The following is a 25,912-nucleotide window of genomic DNA, read 5'->3' as shown; positions in this document are numbered from 1 at the left end:
GTGAAATCAGCAATTCTCATCAGTGCAGACGAAACTCGAGGTTCCGAGATTCGCTCCTCCATCATTGACACTGGACTCGATGTTTACCGTCAGTACTCGTCGTCGTCGGCCCTTTTGGCTGCGCTCCCGACGGTGAATGCTGATGTCGACTTGATCGTCGTCGACCAAGTAGTTGAGCCGATGAACGTCTGGGATTTGACACGTGAGATTTCGGCACGCTACCCCGCCCTGGCAACGATCGCCGTGATCAATTCGCCACAGCCTGAGGATTACTCAAGTGCCATGGAATCCAATGTGCGGAGCATCGTTTCCTACCCCCTTCAGTACGAAGACGTTAGCCAAAAAGTTAAATCGGCCCTTTCTTGGGTCGCCACCGTTCGTTCTGTAGTAGGTAACCGTTCATCAGTAGACTCCTCCACGGGCAACCAAGGAAAGATGGTCACAATTAGCGGATCAAAAGGTGGGGTTGGTACAACCACGATTGCCACACACCTCGCAATTGAAGCTCAAAAATCAGCACCCGATATGTCGATCGTGTTAGTTGATTTGGATGTTCAAAAACCGGATCTATCAATCGTCTTGAACACTCCGCAGTACCGGACAATCACCGATTTGCTGGCTGTAGTCGACGAACTTAACCCACGGCAACTCGATGAGGTGCTTTTCAAGTCAGCTGCGGGCTTCTCTGTACTATTCGGGCCAATAAATGGCGAGGACTCGGAGTTAATCACCGAACCAATCGCCAAACGAATAATGGGAATGCTGAGGTCCCGCTTCGATATGGTGATCGTAGATACCGGATCGACAATTGGTGAGGCAAACTCCGTAGCAATCGAAATGGCGGATGAAGCCTATATCGTGGCAACAAGCGACGTCCTCAGTCTTCGTGGCGCCAGACGATTAGGCCAGCTGTGGAAACGACTTGGAATCAGACCCACCGAAAACTCAAAAGTCATCCTCAATAAGGTGGACAAGAAACAAGACCTGCAACCTGAGTCTTCAAAAAAGATTGTTGGCATGCCGATTGTCCCTGAATATATTCCAGAGTCCATTCGATCGATCGAACTTGCGATGAACCAGCGCGACCCATCGCAAGTAACACCAGCTTGGTCAGCCCGCATCATGCGATTGGGAGTTGAAATGGGTATTGCGCGCCAAACATCACTCAGTATGCCCGAAAAGTCGAAGGTTAAACGTTCACCTAGGTCACGAAAAAGAAGAAAAGCAGAAAAAGGATCTAGCGCTATTGAGTTCCTGGGAGTAACAATCTTCTTTTGCTTTATCGCTGTTCTTGGATTTCAAGCCGTCATGTTGGGCATGACCTGGATCTACGCATCAGGAGCCGCCAATGAAGGAGCTCGAGCAGCTTCCGTAGGACATTCGGCAACCGCTGCCGCCAATGAGCACACGCCAGTTACCTGGCGCAAGAACATGCACGTCGTCACAACTCCCACCGAAGTAAAAGTATCCATTAAATCACCCACGGTAGTTCCACAAGCAAAGATTTTTCAGTACACCATCAATACAAGCGCTGGAATTGTGAGTGAGAAGTAACATGAAACTGTTTAAGAAGTCTCGCGACAAGGGCTCCATTACTCTCGAATTCGTTGGTACATTTGCTATTTACCTGTTCTTAGTAGCACTCGCGTTCCAGGCCATGCTGGCTATGTTCTCAGTCTCACAAGCGAACATTGCTGCCCGCAACGCCGCACGGGCCGAGGTAATACAGGCCGGCGCTGGGAAACACGCCGCTTACCAAGCTGTATCCCCCGGCCTCAGAAAAACCGGTGTGAATACCTCATGTAGTGGTTCTCGCAACCCTGAGGGTGAGATCAAGTGTGAGGTGTCTCTTGGAATGCCGATTTTCAATTTCAAAGATGCTCCCGACTGGGCACCTCAGCTGCGGGTATCACGCTCGAACACTCAACCTATGACGGAAGCAAACTAGAGAATGTCCCTCCTCAAACGAGCTGAGCAACAGCGATTGTTGCGTGGAAATGAAGCCGACGCATCGCCAGAATCACGCAAGAGTCAGTCCTTCAACGATCAGGTCCAGACGTACCGCCGTCTGTTGCTTGAAGAAGTTGATCTTGAAGAGCTTTCGAAACTAGAGCGGTCTCAGCGTAGGGTACGGCTGGAACGAATCCTCAGTCATATCCTCTCGCAACAGGGCCCGGTTCTTTCTTCAAAAGACCGATCAAAGCTGGTTCAGCGCGTAGTTGATGAAGCGCTTGGCCTCGGCATTCTTGAACCCCTATTGGCCGATGAGTCCGTTACGGAAATCATGGTCAACGGCCCTAAAACCATCTTCGTCGAACGTGCTGGACGTCTGGAAAAGCTCGATCTCCAGTTTGCCAACAATGAGCAGCTGATGCAGGTTATTGACCGAATCGTCGCCGAAGTTAACCGTCGTGTTGACGAATCGTCCCCGATGGTAGACGCGCGCCTTCTCACCGGCGAACGTGTGAACGTGATCGTTCCTCCTCTCGCCATGGATGGCCCAACACTCACCATTCGACGATTTCCAAAGCCATTTTCGCTGGAGGACTTACAAGCAAAAGGGAGCTTTGACGAGTTCACTCGCGAGTTTCTTATGGCATGCGTGAAGGCACGTTTCAATATCGTCGTTTCGGGTGGTACGGGTACAGGTAAAACCACCATGCTCAACGCGCTATCCGGCATGATTCCAGACGGCGACCGAATTGTGACCATTGAGGACTCGGCGGAACTGCAGCTCCAGCAGCCACACGTTATTCGCCTTGAATCACGCCCGCCAAACGTTGAAGGCAAGGGTCAGGTCACGATCCGTGACTTGGTTAAGAACTCTCTTCGCATGCGCCCCGACCGCATTATTGTTGGTGAGGTCCGCGGTGGTGAAACCCTCGACATGCTTCAAGCGATGAACACCGGTCACGATGGATCTTTGGTGACCGTTCACGCAAACAACCCGTTGGATGCGGTATCACGTTTGGAAACGCTGGCGAGCATGAGTGAGGTACGAATTCCGTTTGAGGCACTTAAAGACCAAATCAATAGTGCTGTCGATTTGATTGTGCAGTTGGGCCGTGGCGCTGACGGCTCCCGACGCATGACAGAAGTCGCCGCGGTGACATCCGAAAGTCGCGAAGAGTTCGAACTCACCACGCTTATGAAGTTCGAAGCAGAGCCACTTACAGCGGATCGCGTTGTGCGAGGTAACCACATCATGCGTCAGATTCCGCCAAATATTGCCGACAGGCTGTGGATTAGTGGTCACGGGCTTTCTGATCGATTCCAGATCCACCCGGATGCAATGTGCGTTAAGGCCAACGCATGATTCTGGGCATTCTATTAGGGACACTTGTTGTTCTCGCTCTCGCCACCATTGGTACTGTCGTGTTCGCCATGGGGACAGCAGAACAGTCTGACTTGGTAAGAACAGAGCGTGGCCGGGGCAATATACCGTTTAGGCAAGAGTACGTCCGTCCGGTCGACCGAGCTTTCCAAAAGACACGGCTTGGAAGGTACCTGTCAACTGCCCTGGTTCAAGCGAATTTACGAAACATTTATTCGGTTGAATACCTCGCGATCACAACGGCCCTATGCATCCTCGCAATTGTGTTCACCAGCCAATTCATCGCTATATTCTATGCGTTCGCGCTTGGCGCTTTAGTTCTATTTTTTTCCTGGCGGCTCGTTGAAACTCTCAAAGAACGCCAGCGTGAGAAGTTCATTCAGCAGCTTCCAGAATTTGCTCGTATTATGGCCAACTCTACCGGCGCGGGCCTGTCCATTCAGACCGCACTTGGTGTCGCCGCGTCTGAATTACCGGACCCAGCCGGACGAGAATTTGAAGCTCTCAAGCGTGAACTTGAAATCGGTACGCCCTTAGACCTTGCCCTTGAACGGATGTCAGCGCGCATCCCTGGTCGCGACCTGGACGTATTGGTGAGCACATTAGTCATTGCGCAACGCTCAGGAGGTTCATTGATCTCCTCTCTAAGAGGAATGAGCGACACGCTAGAATTTCGCAAGGAAACGAAGCGAGAAGTTAAAACACTCGTATCCCAGTCGAGCTACACCGGTTATCTTGTGGCCGCCTTCGGTGTAGGGTTCGTGCTTCTGCTCTCTTCAATGACTGACGGACTTCTGTACGATCTTACGTCGACGTTTATTGGTCAGGTCGCACTCGTAGTATCAGGAGTACTCTATGCGATCGGCATTTTCGCGATCCAGAGGCTGGTGAGAATCAAGCTATGATCGTCGCACTCCTGTTTGGACTCTTAGCTGTATCAGTCATTGTGCTGATGTTTGTAGGTGTAAAAAGCTTGCGCGCCGATCCTCTCGATGTACTCACAGCTGAAGACCGCGCGCTCATCAAAGCTGAATCCCGACTACGTAAACGGCGCAGTGGCTTTGTGACAAAGGCCGGTGAACGAATTGGCCCCTCGCTTGGACGCCTATTCGGTGGGAACTATCGTGGCTGGGTTGAGAGCCAAATTACTTATGAAGGGCGAAACCAATACAGTAGTTACGCGACTTTCCTCGCTTTCAAGGGTTCTGTCTTGCTTTTGTGCACACTGGGTGGTGTGGCACTATTAATCTTCCTTAAGATGCCGTTTTTCTTCCTTCTACTCTTCTTGATGGGACTAGTCTTACCCGACCTTCAGCTGTATTCGGCCGCTAAGAAAAGACAAGAACAGATCGACGATCAGCTCCCTGATTTCTTAGATACTTTGGCCATCACTGTTACGGCAGGGCTTTCTTTCCGTTCAGCACTTTCGAAAGTTACCGAGCGCACCGACGGCCCATTAGCGCAAGAAATGCGAACTGTACTACACCAGCTCGATATGGGTGAGACTGTTTATGAGGCATTCGATGCACTCCGCAAGCGCACAACATCTGAACCTCTCGAATCTTTTGTCACTTCGTTGCTTCAAGCTGAAGAACTCGGTGCACCACTTGCCGAGACATTGGAAACGATTTCGCTCGATATGCGCCAGACAACAGCTCAAAAAGCTCGACAAACAGCAGCAAAAGCTTCTCCAAAAATCGCTGCGGTCGTGACCATGATCATGGTACCTGGAACAATGGTACTTATCCTCGTCAGCATGTTCTTCGTCGCCGACCTTGACCAGATCGATCTTGGAAATGCCGGCAACTAAAGATGTGTGGGCCAAGCGCTCTAGAAACAAGTCCGCGACGTCAAACAAGAGCGTAGTAGCACCCCTCGCAAAGACCGTCATCATCATGCGGATGCTGTTCGTTTATCCAGTCATCGCCTCATGGGCAAATAATGGCATTAGTGTACTCGAACCAGGCGTTCTAGTCTTGTTGGCCACCGAATCACTTGTTGCTCTCAGGTACTGGGAACAGATTCAGGGGTTTGTATCACGGCACCCACTAGTACCTTCCCTCGATATCCTGTTGTCTGTATTAGTCATGGGCTCATCACGTGGGTCCTCGCCCTATTTCCTCTATTTGGGTGCGACCGCGGTTCTCATTGGCCTCCTGTATGCAGGTAAAAATCGAATGTTACTGACGTTCATTTTGCTGGGGGCTTTCGTTTTGGTGCCCCTGATTCTCCAATCACGCAACAACCGTTCGGATCCGCTCACTTCAGTGGTTGAAATGATTGCTTCATCTTTAGTCCTTGTAGTGCTTGTGCATTTAGGTGGCCGGCTGAACGCACTGCAAGGTCGCGTCGATACCGCGATCACACTCGCTTCTCAAAACGCGCGAGAAGGTGCACTCGGTGAGGAGCGTTCACGAATCGCGCGCGAACTTCATGATTCAACCGTCAAGTCTCTTGTCGGGATTAACCTTCTCAGCGCATCGATCAAACAAAAGCCCGAATCAGCCCTAAGAACAGCGGAACTCATTGAGCAAGCGGCCACAACAGCGATCGACGAATCTCGAACGATCCTGAGCTCGCTAAGACAGGGGAACACTGGCGACTTCGAAACTGTTCTCAAGAAGTCAATGAACGAGCTAGAAGTTGTTCACAACGTTCCTGTGACACTCACATTTGAGGGCGACGGTGTGTCACCGGAACACCACTTTAACGTGCGGAAGATTCTTGAGGAAGCAGTAACAAATGCTGCAGTACATTCTGGAACGGACAGGATAGATGTGGCAGTTCACACTGCTAATGAGGATGTTATCGCGCGCGTCACTGATTACGGGTGCGGGTTTCGACACCGTTCGGGCGCTAGCGGTCATATCGGCCTTGCCAGCATGCGCGAACGCGCAGAAGAAATGGGAGGAACTCTCACAGTCTCCTCCATTGTGAATAGGGGCACGACCGTAACGGTCCATGTTCCCGGGAAGGGAAGGGGCGCATATGAATGATCAAATTCGTTTACTGATCGCTGACGACAACAGTATTGTGCGGATGGGACTCGAGCATCTATTGAGCACAGTCGACTTTGTCGAAATCATCGCGTCGGTAGAGAACGGTGCCCTGGCAGTTGAAGTCGCCAATGCTCAAAAACCAGACCTGTGTCTGCTTGATGTACGCATGCCTGTCATGAACGGTATTGAAGCTGCGCGTGAGATTTCTCAAGTGTGTAAGGTTCTCATGCTGACTCACAGCGAAGACGCTGAGAACGTCACGGCTGCAATGGCCGGTGGCGCAAGCGGCTACGTCATCTATGATGAGCTAGAAACGGAGCACCTTCAGCACACACTTCGTTCCGTCATGGCCGGAGCAATGATTGTGTCTCCCTCAGCCTCGAGTGCCCTCCTGCCTCAGCACGGTGAACACAATTCGAGTCAATCAGCGCCCTCCCATTCCGAAACCTCGGTCACCCCTCAAGCTAATGACAACTTTGGCTTAAGCAAACGCGAAGTCGAAGTCATGAGCTTAGTTGCTGATGGAATGAACAATCGCCAAATTGCGGACGCCTTCTTTTTAAGCGAGAAGACCGTGAAGAACCACATCAACAGAATCTTCAGCAAAATGAACGTATCCTCCAGGGCCGAGGCCGTCAGCATGTGGCTCAAAAGAACCTAGTCCCCAAGACCCAATTGTTTTTTGGGCCCAGGATTAGGCCTCTGTGCCCTCGCAACACGGCCTCAAACACGGAATAGTTAAACACGTCAGACAGAACGTCAGGCACACCCTCAACCCGGACACATCTCGAAAGGTTAATCATGAACAAGCTTGAACTCATGGCCCACAAGGTAGACGTTAATGCTCGCGCATTCTTCGCAGAACTTCAGGAACGTCGCGAAGCTGGTCAGGGCTCCATCGAATACATCGGTATCGCCGTTATCGCAGCAATCGTTATCGCTGGTATCATCTACTTCTTCAACCACACGGGTACCGATCAGATCAAGAACGGCCTTGAAAACGTCATCAAGGGTATCTTCCAGGGTAACGAAAAATACACCCCAGGAGAATAATAAACTGAACCACGGAAGCTAGAGATCAGGCCTATGCTTCACTCAAGGTTTAGACGGGATGACGGTCAGGTATCACTGGCCGTCATCCTGTTGTCCATAGCAATCATTGCTACCGCAGTCGGGGTCTTCATTTTTGGAGAAGCTAACGACTCTCGAGGACGGGCGCAAAAAGCAGCCGACGCCGCCTCCCTGGCAGCGGCCCGTGACGTTCGTGAAAAGTTCATTCCGGCATTTGCGTTAGCGCACACTCCGCCTCCACCCAAAGTTGGTCCTGCGATTCCTGCAAACCCACTCATTGTGCTCGCTCCTTTGGGCGAATTCGGACGGCACGGCGCATACCAGTTTGCGAACAAGAACGAATCGCAACTTTCGCGCTACAAGGCGAAGGGAAACCGTTTTTTCGCGGATGTCCAGTCGAACCAAAAGGAGGTTCACTCCCCTGTTGGCTCGAAGGCTCGTCAGAAAATAAGTGCACCCGGTGATGCGGTAGCAAAAATCAAAACTGACACTGTACACTGCCATTCGACTAATATTAAGCGCGACCCAAAGACAGGAATTGTTATTTCCTGGTCGATGGTTTGCACTGGAAATGGCCATTCAGCACGAGTCAATTATTTTACAGCATTGACTGCGATGAATGACATCGATTCGCGTATGGACGAATGGCGACGTCTTTTTGAAGTCCGACTAGAAAAGTAATCATCGAAACGCGCCAAGTGTGGGACGGTTCAAGCCGTCCCGCACTTGTTTTTGTGTCTACCCAACAGCAAGGGTTACAAACACAGCGCCCAGCATAGTGATGGCAAACAGGTACCACCCCATTTTGGGCACATTTACCGGCTTCCGTTCGCGCTTCTTCTTGCGCTTAGTACGTCGCCGCTTCGCACCTACACGCTTCGACGTCTTACCAGTGCCACCACCCTCAGGCGTTCGACTAGGCTGCGGGTTCAGCCACGGGTTTTCAGAACCCTGAGCACCCCCAGTCTTCTGGGTCGTCTGCGCATCAGCAGACCCGCCTGCGTCGCTACTCTTGGCCACTGGTGGCTTTTGAGGTTTGGGTGGGGCAACGGGTTTTGGAGGAATTTGAGGGGATTTCACGCCTCTGATTCTACCCGTGCCCTAACTACTGTGCGCGTACAGGGTACGCCGTTCCCATTCGTCGGTGAACGTATCGAACGCGATCCTCGCCGACTCCATGTCGTCAGAATCCAGCGCGTCCAGCCAGTCAAGCACCAGTTGCGCCCCAGTTTCCGGCCACTGCACGTCACTCATTCCGCCCAGGTCCAGCTCCAGAATGGATCCCATGTCAAAGCTGTCCAGCCATTCCAGGAAGTCAGACACTGATTCGGTAAAGAACTCCGCCTGGGACTTGTTGCGCAGAATGTCCAGCGCCCATTCCGTCCTCGCCGAGGCGGTCAACAGTTCCGTACGGATCCTCACCCGCACGGCGCCGTCAGGTTGGTCTTCTTCAACGACCGTGTCGGTGTCCGGGTCCACGGCCAGCCACCAAATCGGTGGCACTTCCCACGCCGAGGTGCGGGTATAGACCCGGTCGTCCACCTCGGAGTTCATCCAGTCGACACGGCGGGCATGCGCCCGCCTCCGCGCCACCTTTGGCACCAACACATCGAGTTCATCCCGAGGTGTTGTTTCAGTAAGAATGTCGAGCGACTGCCACCCACGGACGTCGTCCTGCACTGGGCACACCCGGTCACGGTTGTCCCCTGTTTCCTCTCCAGTGAGAAACAGCGGGGCGTCTCGAAATCTGGAAGGCACGGGATCGGGTGGCATAGAGATCAGCCGGCGATCTGCATCAGCGCAGACCAGCTCTTCTAAACCTGCCCTGTGAGGAACGGCTCCGCGATGCGCGTGTGAGTAGACTTCAACGGGTTCAAACACGCGCAAATGAATAAGGTAGTCACGCTGATAGGGCATACGTGCATGCTATCGACAAGTCGTGTTTTTGCACATCGAGGGCCACGTTGCCGTGTCTCAGTTTTTCCTCGGAATGCTCTTTGCCAAATGGCCTTTATCGTTGCTTGACGCTAGACTTTTGTCGAATACTAACAAGAGATCTGCCAGGGTATAGCCACCTCAAAGCCCTGGAACACAAAGATAAGGGGGTCGACGTCTGTGGGTCGCGGCCGCGCAAAGGCAAAACAGATCAAGGTAGCCCGGAAGCTCAAATACTACAGTCCGGAAACTGACTTGAACGCACTCCAGCGTGAACTCGGTGGAGGATCTGTAAGCTCAGACAACGACTACGACGAGTACGACGAGGACCCGGATTACGCCGAGTACGCAGACAAGTACGCGTACTACGACGAAGAAGAGGAAGATTCCGAGTTCAACGACCGGCGTTAAACATGACGCATCACGTATGAGGGCCCAGCCAAAACGGCTGGGCCCTCACACGTTTATAGGCAACAATCTCAGTCAATGAGAACGGCCGCTCCGCCGTCTACTCCTTTAGCCCCCTGCACGTAGTCGGGGTTGTCACGGTACTCACCAGCGTCGGTGAGCACCTCACCCAGGTGCCATGCTCCCGGGTAGGCGGCAACGACCTCGGCGGCACGGGAGCTATCCACCACCAGAACCATGCCAACACCCAAGTTCCACGTGCGTTCACGGTCAGCACGCGGCACGTTCCCCACATCACCCAGCACATTAAACACGGCAGGAATGTCCCAGCTGTCACGCTTCATGACCGCCACTGTTCCGGCCGGCAGAACACGCGCAACGTTTGCAGACAGCCCTCCCCCAGTCACGTGGGACACCGAGTGGACCGCACCGGGCACGCGTTCGTACAAGCTCAAGAGCTCACCGGTGTACACCTTGGTCGGCTCCAGAAGCTCTTCGCCCAGAGTACGGCCAAAGTCGGCAACATCACGGTTCAGATCCCAACCGGCATCTGCGATGATGCGTCGCACCAGCGAATATCCGTTGGAGTGGATGCCAGACGATGGCAGACCAATAATGACATCGCCTGCCGAAACCTTGTGGGCACCCAACAGGTCATCTGCTTCAATAGCACCGGTGGCAGCACCTGCCACATCGTACTCATCTGGACCCAAGAGGCCTGGGTGCTCAGCGGTTTCGCCACCCACCAGAGCAACGTCCGCTTCTTTGCAGGCTTCGGCAATACCGCGCACGATCCCGGCAATGCGTTCGGGAATGACTTTTCCGCACGCGATGTAGTCAGTCATAAACAGAGGCTTTGCACCGGACACCACGATGTCATCAACGACCATACCCACCAGGTCATAGCCAATCGTGTGGTGAATGTCCAAGGCTTGCGCAATCGCAACCTTGGTGCCCACGCCGTCGGTGGACGTGGCCAACAGGGGACGCGTGTAGTCTTTGAGGAAGCTGACGTCAAACATGCCAGCAAAGCCACCCACTTGACCAAACACGTGCTCGTTGTGCGTTGCGGCAACCGCTGATTTCATGAGTTCAACGGCCCGGTCGCCGGCTTCGACGTCGACACCGGCTGTTGCGTAGGTGGTCTGCTTCTGAGTCATGTCAGCACTCCTTTTATGTGTTGTCTGGGAGCGGGATTGGGTAGGTGCCAGAGAAACACGCGGTACACAATTCAGCTGGGTCCTGCTGAGTGGCTTTGATCATGCCGTCCAGGCTGATGTACCCCAGTGAGTCGGCACCCAGGGACTGGCAAATTTCGTCGGTGTTGAGCCCGTTTGCAATGAGTTCGGCTCGTGACGCGAAGTCGATGCCGTAGAAACACGGCCATTTGACCGGCGGAGATGAAATCCGGATGTGGATCTCTTTGGCCCCGGCTTCGCGCAACATGCGCACCAGGGCGCGTTGGGTGTTCCCACGCACAATCGAATCGTCCACAACCACCAGACGCTTGCCTTCGATGTTTTCGCGCAACGGGTTGAGTTTGAGTCGGATACCCAACTGTCGAATGGTCTGGGTGGGCTGGATGAACGTACGACCCACGTACGCGTTCTTCATAAGACCCTGGCCATACGGGATTCCGGATTCTTCGGCGTACCCCACTGCTGCAGGAGTCCCAGATTCTGGAGTAGCGATCACCAGATCGGCATCAACCGGGTATTCGCGGGCAAGCTCGCGCCCCATCTCGGTGCGTGCTGCGTGAACGGTTTTACCGTCCAACACGCTGTCGGGACGTGACAGGTACACGTGCTCAAACACGCAACGGGCGGGTGTTGGTTCTGCGAAACGGTGCGACCGTAAGCCTTCTTCGTCGATGACGATGAGCTCACCGGGTTCGACATCGCGTACAAACGACGCACCCACAATGTCCAGTGCCGCGGTTTCCGAAGCGACGACCCAACCGTGTTCAAGACGACCCAAGGACAGTGGCCGCACTCCCCACGGGTCGCGGGCCGCGTACAGCCGGTCTTCTTCCATGAACACCAGGCTGAACGCCCCGGTCAGTTGAGGAAAGAGTTCAAGAGCCGCGTCGGTGAGGTTCTCACCTTCAGTCGATGCGAGGAGTTCGGTTACCAGCGAGGTGTCGTTCGAGGAGTCGCGGAACTGGCGCGTGCGTTTTTCTTTGCGGGTTGCTTCGCGCACGGTTTCTTGGTGCATGTGGCGACGCTCGTCGGCCATGGCTTCCAGCTCGGCAAAGTTGGTGAGGTTTCCGTTGTGTGCCAGCGCCACGGTTCCAAACGGGGTTGGTCCCAGCGTTGGTTGCGCGTTCGCCCACGTGGATGAACCGGTTGTCGAGTAGCGGGTGTGCCCCACTGCCAGGTGCCCGGGCAGGGTTTCTAAGTCGCTTTCGCTGAATACCTGGGACACCAAACCCATGTCGCGGTACACCAGAATTTGCGATCCGTTGCTTGCCGCGATGCCGGCGGATTCTTGCCCGCGGTGTTGCAAGGCGTAGAGGCCAAAGTACACAAGTTTGGCGACTTCTTCACCGGGTGCGAACACTCCAAAGACGCCACATTCGTCTTGGGCTTTTTCGGACGGGTCTATCTGATCTGTGAGGAGTCCATCTGCGCGTGCCACGTGACTATTGTTCCACAGGTGGGGTGTCAGGTTTGGCGCCCGAGGTGTCAGAGACTCCGTCTGTCGTGCCGGCTTCGGTTTCAGGTGCGTTAGGGGCGTCCTGTTCGGCCGAGGTGCCCTTTGCTTCGGCGACCTTTTCGTACTTGGCATTCACGGTGTAGGTTTTTGCGTTCTTGACGGATGAGCGATCGATGATGAGGGCGACGAAAGCGCCTAAGAATCCGCCTACGATACCCAAGAACGCCATGAGGATTCCCAGCACTGCGGCCCGCGAGTATTCCTGCGTGAGCGAACTAGTGTCGACGGGCAAGAACGCCAGGATTCCGGCGATGATGAAACCGACGATGACCCCAAGCGCTACGAATACCGAGTAGCGGGGGCTACGGCGAACGGTGACGTCTACTGTGTCCTTCATTCACTTCCTCACTGAGATGACCACACAAGTCTACCTGGAGTGAAAAACTCACGAATCATCGGTGAGAACGCCCCGTTCCGCCTGGCCAATTACACCTTCATCACAACGGTTTTTGTTTGGGTGTACTCGTCTAGTGCTTCGATGGACTTTTCGCGTCCGTAACCGGACTTCTTGAACCCGCCGAAAGGCAGTTCCACTCCCCCACCGGCACCGTAGGTGTTCACAAAGACTTGGCCGGCCTCAATGTTGTTCACCATGTGGTGTGCGCGCGAAAGGTTCTGTGTCCACACGGCGCTCACTAGGCCGAACTCGGATCCGTTGGCGAGCGCCAGTGCTTCTTCGTCGCTGTCAAAGGACATGACCGCTACAACTGGACCGAAGACTTCTTCCTGCGCGATTTCACTTGCCGGGTCGACTCCGTCGACGATCGTGGGTGCGAAGAACGCGCCACCTTTCACATCGTCGCTGAGCCCTTCAGGCGCAGCCCCTCCACAGACCACGCTTCCACCTTCGAGCCGGTTGAGGAACCCGTTGACGCGTTCAAACTGTTGGGCAGAAATCAGTGGCCCCAAGTCCGGGTCTTCGGTTCCGCGCCCCACGGTCACGGTGCTCATGGTCTGGGCCATGGCGTCTACAACCTGGTCGTGTACGCCGCGGTGTACTAAGAGCCGTGATCCCGCTGAGCATGTCTGCCCCGCGTTCTGCACAATCGAGCGCACCAAGCTGGGAACTGCTGCGTCAATGTCAGCGTCCGCGAACACGATGTTGGCACTCTTCCCACCCAGTTCCAAAACAGTGGGAATGACGCGATCGGCCGCCGCATGTGCAATCAGCGACCCTGTCTGGGTGGAGCCAACAAACCCTAGGTGCGCAACACCGGGGTGGGCCGCCAAAGCCGCACCCGCCTCGGCCCCTAAACCTGTCACCGCATTAAAGGCACCCACCGGGAACCCCGCCTGAGCAACCAACTCAGCGAGCAACACGGTAGTACGCGGGGTCTCATCAGCAGGTTTAGCAACAGCACAGTTCCCGGTCGCCAAGCTGGTGGCAACCGCACGGCCCACCAGCTGCAACGGGTAGTTCCACGCGACGATGTGCCCGGTTACCCCGTAAGGTTCGCGTCGGGTGTACGCGTGCATTCCGTCACCCAGCGGAATCGTGTGACCGTAATAGGATTCGATCGCGCGGGCGTAGAACTCGAAATAGCGAGCGCACACGTCGACGTCCGCATACGCCTGTGTGAGCGGCTTACCGGTGTCTTCACTTTCGATGCGTGCCAGTTTTTCGCGGTTTTCCTGGATTAACCGCCCAACTGCGACAAGCAGTTTCGCGCGCTGTTCCGGCGAGCTGGTCTTCCATTCCTTCTGTGCCCGCGCGGCGGCTTCGACGGCCTGGTCAACCTCGTCCGCGGTACCGCGTCCGACTTCTCCTAGCTCCCGCCCCGTTGCGGGATCGATGTTGGCGTACGTATTGATTGAGGGGACGTGCCGACCAGCAATGAACGATGTTGTGTGATGGGTCATACTGCCCATTGTGGCACCCGCGTGTGGCGGGTGCTCGCGTGTTTCACAGTGTGTTTACGGCCATGTTACGGCCACAAGGGTAGGTATTCGCCGAGGTCGGAGCGGGTGCCCGTGGCACTCACCCGAGCTTGGTCCACGGCTTGGGACCAGGTCAGTGAACCAGTCACAAGTGCAAGCCAGGTGTCGGCGTCGGTTTCGACGACATTGGGTGGCGTGCCCCGTGTGTGGGTTGGGCCTGCGATGCACTGGGTGACGCCAAAGGGCGGGACGCGCACTTCGACAGTGTTGCCGGGCGCCCGCGTTGCGAGTTCCTCCAGGCTGTAGCGCACGGCCGTGGCGCGAGTGGTGCGGTCAGGGGTGTCGGTTGCTTGCCAGTCGTGTAAGGCTTGGCGTCCAGCTTCCACCTTGATGCGCCTACGGATACTCATGCGTGTCCTTGCAACACCGCGTAAAGATCGGCACCAGCGCTGATGCTTCCCACGGTTCTTGTGGTGCCGTCGGGGTTTGTCCCACCCGTGATTGCTGGCGTGACGTGCGGTAAGACCTTGAGCACGTCACGGGCGTCCAGTGCGCCAATGTGTGCCAGAAGTTCCAGTGCCACAAAGGTTGTCGCGCGGCCTGAACCGTCGAGTGCTTTGACTGCCACGCAGTAGCCTTCGCGGGTTCCCATGACCAGCACACCTTCGGCGCCGAACTTAGCGAACACGCCCAGCTGTTCAATCGCAACCGTGTTGGCTTTGCCCTGACCTTGTATCGCCCACGGATTGTCCAAAACGGCTTGCACCAACTTTTTACCCGGAAGGGTGCGGCCGGCGGTGACGTGGGAAACACCTCGGGCAAGGGCGGTCAGGGACACCGCGTGGACGGGAGCCCCGCACCCATCTATACCAGTGAAGGCGGGGGCTTCACCGCAGTATTCGGTGACCGTTTCGCGGACTCGCTGTTGGATGAAGGAGTCCGGGTCCAGGTACGCATCGGTTGGTTCGCCCGCGTGGACCTGTGCTGCCAAGAACGCGGCGTGTTTTCCAGAACAGTTGAAGAACACCGGCGACGGATTGTCCCCCACACGACGGCGATTGGTCGGATCGGCGGGGAGAACACTGGGGCACTGCAGGTCAGCAGCGCTGAGACCGGCCTCGCGAAGCATCCGCTCAACCACGTCGATGTGGCGCGATTCGGCCCGGTGGGAGGCGCTTGCCAACACAAGTTCAGGACCGTTGAGAGCAACACCTGTTTCCAACACTGCAATCGCTTGGAGCGGTTTGAGGCAACTGCGGGTGAGCACCGGGGCGGTGGGATCGCCCAAGCTCACAACTTCCGTCCCGTCTGGGTCCACGACCACGGCGACTCCCGCGTGACGTGACTCGACGAAGCCACTGCGTTCAACAATTGCGAGTTCGGCCGCGTGGTCCAGTGTCAGCGTCGCGCGTGCAGATGACGGTTGAGAATCGGAGTGTGTAGTCACGCTTCTACCCTAACGAACCAGCACCGCGGACCCGTTCTCACGTGTGGGGCCAGACGATAGGCTATGAGCGTGAAGGTTTTAGTTATTGGTTCTGGTGCCCGTGAACACGCTCTAGTGGCCGCTTTGTCGCGCGACCCCATGGTGCATACCGTGATCGCCGCCCCGGGGAACCCGGGAATCGACGTGATGTGCGAAACCCGCCCTGTTGACGCGACCGATCCCCAAGCGGTGACCACTCTTGCTCAGGAATGCGACGCGTCGCTCGTGGTCATTGGGCCAGAGGCCCCGCTGGTTGCTGGAGTGTCCGATGCTTTGCGGGACGCCGGAATCGCCGTGTTTGGCCCGTCTCAGGCAGCGGCTGCGTTAGAAGGCTCGAAAGCCTTCGCTAAAGAAGTCATGGACGCCGCCAAGGTGCCAACGGCAGCGTCGGTGGCGGCGACCTCGGCGCAGGAAGCCCGCGAAGCCCTCACCCGTTTTGGTGCCCCACACGTGGTGAAGGCCGACGGCTTGGCAGCCGGGAAGGGCGTCGTTGTCACCCGGGACTTCGACGAGGCCCTCAACCACGCGGTTGCGTGTTTGGAAGAGTCTGACCGTGTGGTGATCGAAGACTTTTTGGACGGTCCCGAGGTGTCGCTCTTCGTGGTCTGTGACGGCACCACGGCCGTGCCACTGGCTCCCGCGCAGGACTTCAAGCGGGCATTGGACGGCGACCAAGGTCCCAACACGGGTGGCATGGGCGCGTACTCGCCACTGCCGTGGGCGCCCGATCACCTGGTTGACGAGATTGTGGAGCAGGTGGCGCAGCCGGTTGTCGATGAGATGGCTCGGCGCGGGACTCCGTTCGTGGGATTGCTGTACTGCGGGTTGGCGCTGACCAAGAACGGCGTTGAGGTCGTTGAGTTCAATGTGCGGTTTGGAGATCCGGAGACACAGTCGGTGCTGTCGCGTTTAGAGACTCCCCTGGGCGCGCTTTTGCTTGCAGCAGCGCAGGGGCGGTTGAGTGAGTACTCGCATCTGGAGTGGAGTGGGGACGCTTCTGTCACCTTGGTTCTTGCTGCGGAGGGCTACCCCGCGTCGCCACGTAAGGGTGACCCGATTGCCGGTTTGGAAGAAGCCGGCGCTGTTGACGGCGTCATGGTTTTGCACGCTGGAACCGCGGTGAACGAGCAGGGCGAGGTAGTGACCAACGGTGGTCGTGTCCTGTCAGTCGTGGCTAACGCGCCTTCGTTGCAGGAGGCACGCGAATTGGCGTACCGCGCTGGTGACCTGATCACGTGGGAAGGCAAATCGTACCGCAATGACATTGCATCCGCTGCCGTGCAGGGTGCTATTCGGGTGCCAGTCGTGGCAGGTTCCAGCGAGGTTGAAAGCGTTGCTGAGAACACAGCGGAAGGTGCGCGCGCTCCCCGCAGCACGGTGGCGTGGTGGGCGTCGCAAGCACCGCAGGTTCCAGGGTGGACGCACGTGTATTCCGGCAAGGTGCGCGATCTGTACATTCCTGTTGAAGCTAAGGACATGGATGACGCCGACCGCTTGCTCATGGTTGCGTCTGACCGGATTTCTGCATACGACCACGTGATTCCCACGCCTATTCCGGATAAGGGAAAGGTGCTCACTGGCCTGACCGCGTGGTGGTTTGATCAGGTGTCTGATCTGGTTGGTAACCACGTGTTGACGGTTGATGTTCCGGCCGAGGTCGCCGGCCGTGGAATGATCGTCAAGCCCTTGCGTATGTTCCCGGTTGAGTGCGTGGCACGTGGCCACCTCACCGGGTCTGGGCTCAAGGACTACCACAAGACTGGGGCCGTGTGTGGCAACGAGTTGCCCGAAGGCTTGGGCGAGGCGTCTAAGTTAGAGCCCGCGATCTTTACCCCGGCGACTAAAGCCGAATTGGGTGACCACGATGAAAACATCACGTTCGACCAAACGGTTGAGCTGCTTGGCGACAGCGATGCGGAGGCGTTGAAGTCGCTGACGCTGGCCTTGTTTGAGCGTGCCCGGTCGATTGCGGCGGAGCGCGGAATTGTTTTGGCTGACACTAAGTTTGAGTTCGGTCGTGACTTCACGGGACAAATTGTGCTGGGTGACGAAGTTCTGACGCCTGACTCGTCACGTTTTTGGGATGCGGAAGGTTTCGTGGAAGGACAGTCGCAGCCCAGCTTTGACAAACAGTTCGTGCGGGACTGGCTGACCAGTGAAGAGTCCGGGTGGGATAAAGATTCTGGTGTGGCACCACCTCAGCTTCCTACCCAGGTAGTCGAGGCTACTCGTGCCCGTTATATCGAGGCGTTCGAGAGGCTGACGGGGCGAAAGTTCCCTGGGTAAGCCTGCAGAGCCCTGGGTAGTCCCAGGAGAAACCTGCCACAGGAGTCACTACGCAGGGGCACGAGTTAAGTACCTCTAGGGTTTACTCTTTGCTCTTGTCGTATGTGGCGTTTGCGATGAGGTCTTTTGCATCATCCTGCGAAAAGCCTTCTCCACGGAAGCTGATCAGCTCCATCGTAGAAACGTTTCCAGTTTCACGGTTACCGGCGGACATGAAAAGTCCGTTCCAGTAGTCACCGTCGGCATCTTTAACTTCGAAATAGGCAACCTGAGCCTCATCCGCACCTTTGACGTCTACCTTGTCCACCCCTTTTGGACTAATATCGGCGGAATTTCCTAGCACATTGCCGTACAGCACAGCCTGATTTGTAGCGTCTACATGTGGACTCTCGCCTGTATTCTTGGTGAGACGGAGCTGGGTGGTCATCCCTGTTTCACTATCACGTGCACCCACAACCCAAGGGTCCTTGATGCTTTCAGGATCGCTAGTTTTGTCGAATTTCACCCAGTCTTTTGGCACCGTAACGGTGAGTGGCCCCGAGCTCACCTCTAAGACGTCTGTTTTGTCTTGCGGGTTATCAACAGCGCCGGGGTCTTCACTCGAACATCCGGCGACACTCAAGGACATCAGAGTGGCAACCAAAACGGAAGCAACCAGCGTAGTAAACGTCTTCATCTTCTTCACGGTCGTACCTCTTTAGCCGACTTACTGACATGTAGTCCCAGTGCCAAAACAAAACATCTTCGCGCCAAGGCTAACACTGTCACGTGGTGATTGAGCATCGCCCACTTTTGCTCATACAAACCGTTGCAGGCACTGGTTCACGTAACCAGTACCTGTAGTAGTTTTCCTTCATTTGCCGGATAGCGTCCTGTTGCTCGCGGGGATCTGCGCTGTTGATTTTGGGTTCAAATTGATTGATCACACGGCCTCCGTTTGCGAAGACTTGCGCCCGAACTTCACGGGGCACCCAGCGGGTGTCTTCAGCCCAACCATCGACAATTATTTCGCCTGACTTCAACCGCGCAACTACGCGTGTGTTCAGAGGTGCGAAATCGCCCTTAATCCGCGCGTGGTTGGTGACGCTGATATCGACGGCAACGATGTGTCCGTCTTCTTTCCACGCTTTCTTGTCCCACAGGTTGCGAATTCGGTGACCAAAGAATCTCCACCCAAAGTAGATTGCGGCCACGGCGGGCAGTGCAACTTTCCACCAGTCGAGTATGGAGTCCATGTCTTCTCCTGTTCATTCGTCTGCTGATTCTCACGCGCTTTGGGCAATTCTTGGGCCCCTGTACCCAAGACATTTACGTTAGCGACCACTACCATTAAAAACGGTTTCCCTCGCTATCCCCACGTACACCACAGGTGAAAACACGATGCAGACTGCCACAACGGCGCGCAAGCGTCAAGACATAAGCGAAAACGGTTTCGGAACAGTTGAATTCATTGGTATTACTGTCGTCGTAGCTATCATTATCGCCGGCATATTCGCTTTCCCATGGGCAAAAGAACTCGTTCCTGGAACACGGGCATCCGTTTGTAAAGTGACAACCGGGAATAGCGCTCACCACGCTGACGGCACGTGCGTAAAGGACAACAAGACATTTGTCCAGGCCAGCGACGCCCAACCACTGCCCGATGATCAGCCTAAACCTGATGCAGCAGGTACAAAAGATCGTCAGGAAATCATCAAGCGCGCCAATTCGTGGGTAGAACGCGGTGTTCCATACTCGATGGAGGCCTACACAAACGGCCCCGACGGAAAACCGTACCGTACAGATTGCTCAGGTTTCGTCTCAATGGCATGGGGGCTGGATAACAGCTACAGCACGGTGACACTCCCGCAGGTAGCACACCCGATTCCTAAAGATGAGCTTCAGCCAGGCGACATTCTGCTCAAGGGCGGCCCGGGCACTGAGGGCGCCAACGGTCACGTGGTCATCTTTAACGGGTGGGCGGACGAGTCGCACACTTCTTACTACGTCCTTGAACAGGCCGGAGGAACCGGCGCAATCGCACGAACTGTCCCATACCCTTACGCCGGCGACAACTCATACCACCCATATCGCAAGAACGGGTTGTAACCCCGCACCAAAGACTTACCCCCCCCAGTAAGTAAACATCAACCCTCGAGTACTCAAGGATCCCCACCATGAGATCGCTACTTTTGCGCACCAAAAAACTGGCCCAAAAGGGCCAAGGAAGCATTGAATACATAGGCATCGCAGTCATTGCAGCCATTGTTATAGCCGGCATTATTTCTACGCCGATTAAGGGCCTCATTTCAGACGGGATGGCCAAGGTAATTTGCCAGGTCACCCATGGAGCCGACCATTACTCTGCGGAAAGCGCCTCACCTACTCCCCCGCTTGTAGCTACAGTGTCAGCACCTGGCTCAGCCACTGTTCTTGCGGGAGAATGCCCATTGGTGTCAGGCAAAACTGACGGCAAATCCAAACCGGAAGCCAAGAGTGCAAAGGGCAAGAGCTCGGACTCCAAAAAATCTGACAAGAGTTCAGGAAAGAAATCCGGCAACAGCTCGGGCAAGGGCAAGGACTCCGGCAAGAAGAGCGGGTCCAAGGGCGACTCGAAGAAGGACAGCAAAGACAGCTCCAAGTCAGGCAAAAAGAAAGGCCCGGTCAAGGGTGAGCCCGTTGACGTGAGTCCGCAAGGCTTTGAGGGCCCTTTTGTGAAAGGAGAGGACGGAACCATCTATGACAAGGATGGAAATAAGGTTCCGAACTCAAAACCAAACGACAGGCCAAGTTATGGATCTGGCCAAGTTGAAACCGTCTGGAAGCAGTCACGTGACCAGCAATTGGAAGACATCAAGGACGGGAAGCTAAAAAAGGACCACAACGGGTTTGTCCCCAAGAAACTCGAGAAAGACGAAATCTACGTCCTCGACCTTCAAGGAAATTGGAGGTCGGTGAAATGGAAACCGGGAGAAAGCCGTCAGGGCAAATGGGACATGGGGCATCTCCCAGGCGAAGAATACCGTAAGACGCACCGTGACTACTTGTCGGGCAAAATCAGTCGCGAAGAGTTTTTGGAGATCTACCGCGATCCGAACAACTATAAAGTCGAAGACGACAAACGAAACCGCTCCGGTAGAGACGAAGACAAATCCGACCAATAGCCATGAGCAGTAAAGGTGGGAGGGTGCGCACATGCAGTGCGCACCCTCCCACATTTTTAAACGTGTATTCGCTTACAGCGCTCAGTAGCCTTTGGCCTTCACGAATTCGTCAAGCACTTTAAAATCATCCGGCTGGTCGTCAACGATCATCCGCAACCACTGTGCGAGCGTCTCTTCTTGGTCACCCTTATCTGACGGCAGTTCTAGGTCTAGCGTTTCTGCACCAAACAACGCCTCATACACTGGGCGACGCTTTTCATCATCGTCCACACGGATTTCGACCGCCAGTCGCAAAGGCAAGTACCCTAGTCGCGCACGAAAGTTCACATCCGCGCCACCGTCGACCAGGCGCTTGACCAGATCACCGTCGCCTTCTCCAAGGTGGCGGTGCCGTCCCAAAAGAACCGTCAAGGTGTTTTGGTCCTCGTCTTCTGCACCCGCATCAGCACCTTTATCAAGGGTGTAATTGCAAATGCTTGCACGTGCCTCAGGATCACGATTTGTCAGGGCCGCCATGAGCATGTCGGTGGCATCTTGTTCCTCAGCGTTAAAGACTTCACGGAACTCGTCAAAGGTTCCTTTTTTTGCAACATACAACGGGCTCGCCATTATGACTCCTTAGGGATATAGGGGGTATGCATTCTCAACTATAGGGGGCGCCCGCGCTCACTGCTGCCACCGAGTACCGCCGGTTGATAGACTTCACATGAACTGTGGCGGGTCTTCCGCCTCCCACCTGCATCCAAGGAGCACCATGGGACGTGTAGTCGTCGAGGTCATGCCAAAGCCTGAAATTCTTGACCCACAGGGCAAAGCAATTTCGCAGAACCTGGAACGTTCAGGCGTGAGCGGTTTCGAGGTTCGTCAGGGAAAGCGCTTCGAACTCACTATCCATGAAGAAATCACCCCACAGGTGTTGGAGCAGGTCAAGCAGGTCGCTCAGGACCTGCTTTCCAACCCAGTTATCGAAGACGTGGTGGGCGTTTACGAAGTCACCGGTGATGCCCAGTGACCACCGATCAGCTCATTGGCGCGCCGGTCTCAACGACCTCGGCACCTGAAGCCCAGGGCCTCCGCGTGGGCGTTGTGACTTTCCCTGGCTCGCTAGATGACCGTGACGCTGCGCGCGCTGTGGCGCTTTCCGGTCCCGAGGTCGTCCCGCTTTGGCACGCTGACACCGCTTTGGCAGCGGTCGACGCGGTTGTTTTGCCCGGCGGGTTTTCTTATGGCGACTATCTGCGTTGCGGGGCAATCGCTGCACGTTCGCCCATCATGGAAGCGATCGTCGACGCGGCTAAAGACGGCCTGCCGGTTCTGGGTATTTGCAACGGGTTCCAGATCTTGTGCGAATCGGGCTTGCTCCCCGGTGCGCTGGTGCGTAATGACCACCAGCAGTTCATTTGCCGTGACCAGAAACTGCGGGTAGAAAACGCGAACACTGCGTGGACCAGTTCATTTGAGCAGGGCCAGGTCATCACTGTTCCACTCAAGAACGGTGAGGGAAGCTACCAGGCTGACCAGCGCACGCTTGACGAACTTGAAGCTGAAGGCCGGGTTGTGTTCCGCTACGAGGGCTTCAACCCCAACGGTTCCCAACGCGACATCGCCGGTATCACGAACGCTCAAGGTAGTGTCGTTGGCCTCATGCCGCACCCCGAACACGCTGTCGAAGCTGGGTTCGGTTCGGCCGTTGGACGCGACATGGGCGCAGGTGTTGACGGACAGGGGTTCTTCACCTCGGTCATTGCACACCTGACCCGGGCGTAAACCCGCGCACCTAACCCGGACCTCGAACGACACACTTCACCCGAGCGTCAACCAGGAAGGACACCATGAAAGAAAGTCCAGCACTCACAGACCTTGTTGTCTCAGGCGTGTTCATCTCAACGGAAGCTCAGTGGGTTTTTGAACGCACCACCGCCAACTCCGTTTACGACTGGAATGTGGACTTTTCAGACGCTCCTCTCATCGAGCTGTCCGGTGAGCATGGGTTTACCGGTCGCCCCCACATGATTGGGTCCACCGACTCCAACTACGGCTCCTTCCGTTGGGGTTGGTCGCCAGATAACGACTGGAAAGAACCCGCGATCGCACTTTCTCGCAAAGTGCGCGAATACGGGGCTGAACACCAGATCCCAGAACTCACCGACCCCGAATTCGACACGCACGACGACCAAGCCCTGCGCATGATCATCGCCGCAAAGGTCATTACCGGCCACCTGTTCCACGTCCCGCTTCCTGTGGGACCAGCGACCGCGTGGCTCATTGTAGATGCCCCGCAGCTGCAGTTGGGTGAGCCTGAAATCCGGCCGGTTGTCAAGGCTTTGGCCGCGGGCTTGTCTGTCACCGATATCCCCAACCACCGCACGGCTATCGAAGAGTACGGACGCCTGCGTGGCTTCCACGTCATTGAGCACGGCGAAGGCTTGCGTATGCTGTTGAAAGACGGTTCAGCTGACCTCACGTTCGACTCTCTCAACCGTCTTACCAATTGCCAAGTGACCCAGCCGCTCAGTGATGAGGCCGCGGAGCAACTCAGCACCGCCGGTGTTGCTGAACCCCAGTTGGTCCGTGTTGAGGTTGAGGACGCACCTCCGGTTGAGGAGTCGCAGGCCCCCACCGCCGAGGTGGTTCCCCAGCCAGAGCCGAGTGTCACCTCGGGCGCGGAAGACTCCGCAGACCAGGTACTCCCACAGACAGCTGCCGTGGAAGACGAACCCGTCGGGGACGTCCCCGTCCCGGAGCCTGCCGCTCCGGCAGAGCCCGAGGTCGTCGAAGAGCCGGCTGCCACTCAGGCAGAGCCCGAGGTCGTCGAAGAACCGGCCACCACTCAGGCAGAGCCCGAACCTGTCACTCAGCGCGAGGCCGAGCCCGCAGAAGAACCTGCGGTTCAAGAAGAGCCTGCGCCTGAGCCAGAGAAGCCGAAGAAGAAAAAGAAGGGCTTCTTTGGCCGGCTGTTTGGTCGCTAAAGTCGCGTGATGAGGGGCCGGGGATGCCACTGTGGTGGGCATGCCCGGCCCTCTTAATAGCGTTTGCTTTTATTGAGGGTTGTTACCTTGTCCGCCCTTGTTGAAGCTCGGGGGTTGGGTGTTGGTGCCGTTCACGTGTGGCTGATTCATCTGTGGCTGTGCGGGGTTTGACGGGTGAACCTGTGGCTGATTCGCCTGGTGCTGGGGAGCACTGCCGTGCTGTTGCACCTGCGGTGGGTGAACGTGCTGTTGTTGTGGAGAGTTAGCATTGCGCTTCTTGTTGGACGTCACAATCACCACAATGGCAACGACGATAATGACTGCTAGCCCAAAAACAATCCCGAGTGCCAGGATCAGGAATATAGGGAACGACATACTCACGGTGGACTCCTACATAAATTCCTACTGCGTGATCGAGGTGACTTGACCGGTCTGTGCGCATGAGTCACAGAACGGGCTCGTATCAAGTTTCGTACACTTTTCGCACCGATGGAACTGTTTGCGACAACTTTGATTTGCGCAGTTAAGGAAAATGGGCTCGTTCGGCCGTTAGTCCTACAGTCCTACCCCAGCTTTTCGACGAACCACACTCGGCTCGTGTCGTGTGGCAAGAATTTCACCGGGTGAATCTGGCCTTCTGCGAATTCGTTTTGGTTCCACGCCGTGAAGTTGCGTTCAAGGATTGTGGCCATGCCTTGAGGGGCAGTCAGGAGTTGTTGGCGTAACTGTGGGTCCGGTTTGGCTACTTGGCGGCTACAGTATCCAATCCCGCTTCTACACAGTCATCGCAGTACGGGTGCTCATTGCGTTCCGTGCAGTCTTCGCACCGCAAGAATTGTTTACGGCAACTCAAGTTTGCACAGTTAACAAAGATGGGCGTGTGGGTGCCACATGCAACGCATGTGCCCAGCGATTCTGCACCGTCACCAAACTCCATGTGCATGCGCTTGTCGAACACGTACAGCGAACCATCCCACAAGCCGGAGTTGCCGTAGGTCTCACCGTAGCGCACGATACCGCCGTCGAGCTGGTACACCTCTTCAAAGCCGCGGTTTTTCATGAGCACGCTGAGTACTTCGCAACGGATTCCGCCGGTGCAGTACGTGACGACTGGCTTATTCTTGAGGTCGTCGTATTTGCCGGATTCGATTTCGGCAATGAAGTCACGCGTGGTTTCTGTGTCTGGCACAATCGCGTTCTTGAACTTCCCGATCTGTGCTTCCATCGCGTTACGCCCGTCGAAGAACACCACGTCGTCTCCGCGTTCTTCGACAAGTTTGTGGAGCTCGCCAGGCTTGAGGTGTACTCCCCCACCCTCGACACCTTTGTCTGTGACCTTGATTTCTTCGGGACGGGTGAACGTCACCAGTTCTGGGCGCACTTTCACTGACAGGCGCGGGAAGTCGTCACCCTGGCCGTTCGACCACTTGATGTCGGCCTTTTTAAATGGCGCGTAGCTTTTGGTGGTCCGCACGTACCGCTTCACATCGTCGATGTCTCCGCCCAGAGTCGCATTGATGCCGTCTGGTGAAATGATCACGCGACCCTTGAGGTTGCAGTTTTCAGCCAAGGCAAGTTGCCACAGTTTGACCGCTTCGGGGTCGGCTAGCGGAGTAAAAACATAAAATAGAACAATCTTCGTGACGGACATGCCACCAATTTTATCGCCTGTGGGTGAAACGATGCGC

The 25,912-nt window shown here is 55.8% G+C and carries 30 protein-coding genes; 16 read left to right on the top strand and 14 right to left on the bottom strand.

Going from position 1 to position 25,912, the window contains the following annotated elements; genetic code table 11:
- From MHX53_RS00705 to MHX53_RS00665, 9 genes are all read left to right on the top strand, one after another.
- Positions 1 to 1,554, top strand: coding sequence for an AAA family ATPase (locus MHX53_RS00705; RefSeq protein WP_102238973.1), 1,554 nt, complete (start codon positions 1 to 3; stop codon positions 1,552 to 1,554).
- Between the two features lies 1 nt (position 1,555).
- Entirely contained in the window at positions 1,556 to 1,948 is a 393-nt protein-coding gene (locus tag MHX53_RS00700; protein WP_102238972.1) for a hypothetical protein, read from the top strand.
- Between the two features lie 3 nt (positions 1,949 to 1,951).
- On the top strand, positions 1,952 to 3,316 hold the full coding sequence (locus MHX53_RS00695; RefSeq protein WP_102238971.1) for a CpaF family protein: 1,365 nt from the start codon (positions 1,952 to 1,954) through the stop codon (positions 3,314 to 3,316).
- Positions 3,313 to 4,239 carry a type II secretion system F family protein gene (locus MHX53_RS00690; RefSeq protein WP_102238970.1) on the top strand — a complete coding sequence of 309 codons (927 nt, stop codon included), beginning with the start codon at positions 3,313 to 3,315 and terminating at the stop codon, positions 4,237 to 4,239. Before MHX53_RS00695 ends, MHX53_RS00690 begins: the two co-directional genes overlap by 4 nt.
- Complete coding sequence (locus tag MHX53_RS00685; protein WP_102238969.1) at positions 4,236 to 5,144, top strand: type II secretion system F family protein; 909 nt, start codon at positions 4,236 to 4,238, stop codon at positions 5,142 to 5,144. Before MHX53_RS00690 ends, MHX53_RS00685 begins: the two co-directional genes overlap by 4 nt.
- A 277-nt stretch (positions 5,145 to 5,421) precedes the next feature.
- The gene (locus MHX53_RS00680; protein ID WP_239270892.1) at positions 5,422 to 6,330 is read left to right on the top strand and encodes an ATP-binding protein; all 909 of its coding nucleotides are present in this window, start codon (positions 5,422 to 5,424) and stop codon (positions 6,328 to 6,330) included.
- The gene (locus MHX53_RS00675; protein ID WP_180965346.1) at positions 6,323 to 6,994 is read left to right on the top strand and encodes a response regulator transcription factor; all 672 of its coding nucleotides are present in this window, start codon (positions 6,323 to 6,325) and stop codon (positions 6,992 to 6,994) included. Before MHX53_RS00680 ends, MHX53_RS00675 begins: the two co-directional genes overlap by 8 nt.
- Before the next feature lie 140 nt (positions 6,995 to 7,134).
- Positions 7,135 to 7,386, top strand: a complete 252-nt coding sequence (locus tag MHX53_RS00670) for a hypothetical protein (RefSeq protein WP_102238966.1) — start codon at positions 7,135 to 7,137, stop codon at positions 7,384 to 7,386.
- A gap of 33 nt (positions 7,387 to 7,419) precedes the next feature.
- Complete coding sequence (locus MHX53_RS00665; protein WP_102238965.1) at positions 7,420 to 8,085, top strand: pilus assembly protein TadG-related protein; 666 nt, start codon at positions 7,420 to 7,422, stop codon at positions 8,083 to 8,085.
- A 57-nt stretch (positions 8,086 to 8,142) separates the two neighbouring features.
- On the opposite strand, the gene MHX53_RS00660 is transcribed toward MHX53_RS00665, so the two are convergent.
- A complete protein-coding gene (locus tag MHX53_RS00660) occupies positions 8,143 to 8,484 on the bottom strand; it encodes a hypothetical protein (RefSeq protein WP_102238964.1) in 342 nt (113 codons plus the stop codon).
- 21 nt (positions 8,485 to 8,505) lie between these two features.
- On the bottom strand, positions 8,506 to 9,321 hold the full coding sequence (locus tag MHX53_RS00655; protein ID WP_239270891.1) for a hypothetical protein: 816 nt from the start codon (positions 9,319 to 9,321) through the stop codon (positions 8,506 to 8,508).
- 198 nt (positions 9,322 to 9,519) lie between these two features.
- Between MHX53_RS00655 and MHX53_RS00650 the strand changes: the two genes are divergently transcribed.
- Positions 9,520 to 9,750, top strand: coding sequence for a DUF3073 domain-containing protein (locus MHX53_RS00650; protein WP_102238962.1), 231 nt, complete (start codon positions 9,520 to 9,522; stop codon positions 9,748 to 9,750).
- 68 nt (positions 9,751 to 9,818) lie between these two features.
- Here MHX53_RS00650 and purM read toward each other — a convergent pair whose 3' ends face one another.
- The 6 genes from purM to MHX53_RS00620 form a co-directional block, all read right to left on the bottom strand.
- A complete protein-coding gene (purM, locus tag MHX53_RS00645) occupies positions 9,819 to 10,907 on the bottom strand; it encodes a phosphoribosylformylglycinamidine cyclo-ligase (RefSeq protein WP_239270890.1) in 1,089 nt (362 codons plus the stop codon).
- A 13-nt stretch (positions 10,908 to 10,920) separates the two neighbouring features.
- Positions 10,921 to 12,384: an amidophosphoribosyltransferase gene (gene purF / locus MHX53_RS00640; protein WP_239270889.1), complete on the bottom strand. Its 1,464-nt coding sequence runs from the start codon at positions 12,382 to 12,384 to the stop codon at positions 10,921 to 10,923.
- Positions 12,385 to 12,388: 4 nt separating this feature from the next.
- Positions 12,389 to 12,799, bottom strand: coding sequence for a hypothetical protein (locus tag MHX53_RS00635; RefSeq protein ID WP_239270888.1), 411 nt, complete (start codon positions 12,797 to 12,799; stop codon positions 12,389 to 12,391).
- An 89-nt stretch (positions 12,800 to 12,888) separates the two neighbouring features.
- Complete coding sequence (locus MHX53_RS00630; RefSeq protein ID WP_239270887.1) at positions 12,889 to 14,331, bottom strand: aldehyde dehydrogenase family protein; 1,443 nt, start codon at positions 14,329 to 14,331, stop codon at positions 12,889 to 12,891.
- Between the two features lie 56 nt (positions 14,332 to 14,387).
- Positions 14,388 to 14,750 (bottom strand): sterol carrier family protein, encoded by a 363-nt coding sequence (locus MHX53_RS00625; RefSeq protein ID WP_239270886.1) that lies wholly within the window; start codon positions 14,748 to 14,750, stop codon positions 14,388 to 14,390.
- Complete coding sequence (locus MHX53_RS00620; RefSeq protein WP_239270885.1) at positions 14,747 to 15,787, bottom strand: asparaginase; 1,041 nt, start codon at positions 15,785 to 15,787, stop codon at positions 14,747 to 14,749. The genes MHX53_RS00625 and MHX53_RS00620 overlap by 4 nt, the downstream gene beginning before the upstream one ends.
- 69 nt (positions 15,788 to 15,856) lie before the next feature.
- Here MHX53_RS00620 and purD point away from each other — a divergent pair, with 69 nt between their 5' ends.
- Complete coding sequence (purD, locus tag MHX53_RS00615) at positions 15,857 to 18,112, top strand: phosphoribosylamine--glycine ligase (RefSeq protein WP_239270884.1); 2,256 nt, start codon at positions 15,857 to 15,859, stop codon at positions 18,110 to 18,112.
- 82 nt (positions 18,113 to 18,194) lie between these two features.
- On the opposite strand, the gene MHX53_RS00610 is transcribed toward purD, so the two are convergent.
- On the bottom strand, positions 18,195 to 18,797 hold the full coding sequence (locus tag MHX53_RS00610) for a hypothetical protein (RefSeq protein ID WP_102238954.1): 603 nt from the start codon (positions 18,795 to 18,797) through the stop codon (positions 18,195 to 18,197).
- A 79-nt stretch (positions 18,798 to 18,876) separates the two neighbouring features.
- Positions 18,877 to 19,347 (bottom strand): hypothetical protein, encoded by a 471-nt coding sequence (locus tag MHX53_RS00605; RefSeq protein ID WP_102238953.1) that lies wholly within the window; start codon positions 19,345 to 19,347, stop codon positions 18,877 to 18,879.
- Between the two features lie 145 nt (positions 19,348 to 19,492).
- Here MHX53_RS00605 and MHX53_RS00600 point away from each other — a divergent pair, with 145 nt between their 5' ends.
- Both MHX53_RS00600 and MHX53_RS00595 read left to right on the top strand, forming a co-directional pair.
- Positions 19,493 to 20,200, top strand: a complete 708-nt coding sequence (locus MHX53_RS00600) for a cell wall-associated hydrolase (RefSeq protein WP_102238952.1) — start codon at positions 19,493 to 19,495, stop codon at positions 20,198 to 20,200.
- A gap of 68 nt (positions 20,201 to 20,268) precedes the next feature.
- Positions 20,269 to 21,255: an HNH/ENDO VII family nuclease gene (locus MHX53_RS00595; RefSeq protein ID WP_102238950.1), complete on the top strand. Its 987-nt coding sequence runs from the start codon at positions 20,269 to 20,271 to the stop codon at positions 21,253 to 21,255.
- An 81-nt stretch (positions 21,256 to 21,336) separates the two neighbouring features.
- Here MHX53_RS00595 and MHX53_RS00590 read toward each other — a convergent pair whose 3' ends face one another.
- Positions 21,337 to 21,864: an ankyrin repeat domain-containing protein gene (locus tag MHX53_RS00590; RefSeq protein ID WP_102238949.1), complete on the bottom strand. Its 528-nt coding sequence runs from the start codon at positions 21,862 to 21,864 to the stop codon at positions 21,337 to 21,339.
- A gap of 145 nt (positions 21,865 to 22,009) precedes the next feature.
- On the opposite strand from MHX53_RS00590, the gene purS reads away from it, so the two are divergent.
- From purS to MHX53_RS00575, 3 genes are all read left to right on the top strand, one after another.
- On the top strand, positions 22,010 to 22,267 hold the full coding sequence (gene purS / locus MHX53_RS00585) for a phosphoribosylformylglycinamidine synthase subunit PurS (RefSeq protein WP_102238948.1): 258 nt from the start codon (positions 22,010 to 22,012) through the stop codon (positions 22,265 to 22,267).
- On the top strand, positions 22,264 to 23,022 hold the full coding sequence (gene purQ, locus MHX53_RS00580) for a phosphoribosylformylglycinamidine synthase subunit PurQ (protein ID WP_102238947.1): 759 nt from the start codon (positions 22,264 to 22,266) through the stop codon (positions 23,020 to 23,022). The genes purS and purQ overlap by 4 nt, the downstream gene beginning before the upstream one ends.
- 65 nt (positions 23,023 to 23,087) lie before the next feature.
- Positions 23,088 to 24,224, top strand: coding sequence for a DUF6882 domain-containing protein (locus MHX53_RS00575; RefSeq protein ID WP_239270883.1), 1,137 nt, complete (start codon positions 23,088 to 23,090; stop codon positions 24,222 to 24,224).
- Between the two features lie 69 nt (positions 24,225 to 24,293).
- Here MHX53_RS00575 and MHX53_RS00570 read toward each other — a convergent pair whose 3' ends face one another.
- From MHX53_RS00570 to MHX53_RS00565, 3 genes are all read right to left on the bottom strand, one after another.
- Positions 24,294 to 24,605 (bottom strand): hypothetical protein, encoded by a 312-nt coding sequence (locus tag MHX53_RS00570; protein ID WP_239270882.1) that lies wholly within the window; start codon positions 24,603 to 24,605, stop codon positions 24,294 to 24,296.
- Between the two features lie 182 nt (positions 24,606 to 24,787).
- Complete coding sequence (locus MHX53_RS11495; RefSeq protein WP_257994557.1) at positions 24,788 to 24,916, bottom strand: hypothetical protein; 129 nt, start codon at positions 24,914 to 24,916, stop codon at positions 24,788 to 24,790.
- Positions 24,917 to 24,966: 50 nt separating this feature from the next.
- The gene (locus MHX53_RS00565) at positions 24,967 to 25,875 is read right to left on the bottom strand and encodes a rhodanese-related sulfurtransferase (protein WP_102239255.1); all 909 of its coding nucleotides are present in this window, start codon (positions 25,873 to 25,875) and stop codon (positions 24,967 to 24,969) included.
- Positions 25,876 to 25,912: the final 37 nt, after the last annotated feature.

Origin of the sequence: Brevibacterium sp. ACRRH (assembly GCF_022346365.1) — a bacterium.
GTDB lineage: Bacteria > Actinomycetota > Actinomycetes > Actinomycetales > Brevibacteriaceae > Brevibacterium > Brevibacterium paucivorans.
Note: the sequence above shows the minus strand (reverse complement) of the source record. Positions and strands in the feature narration are given on the sequence as shown.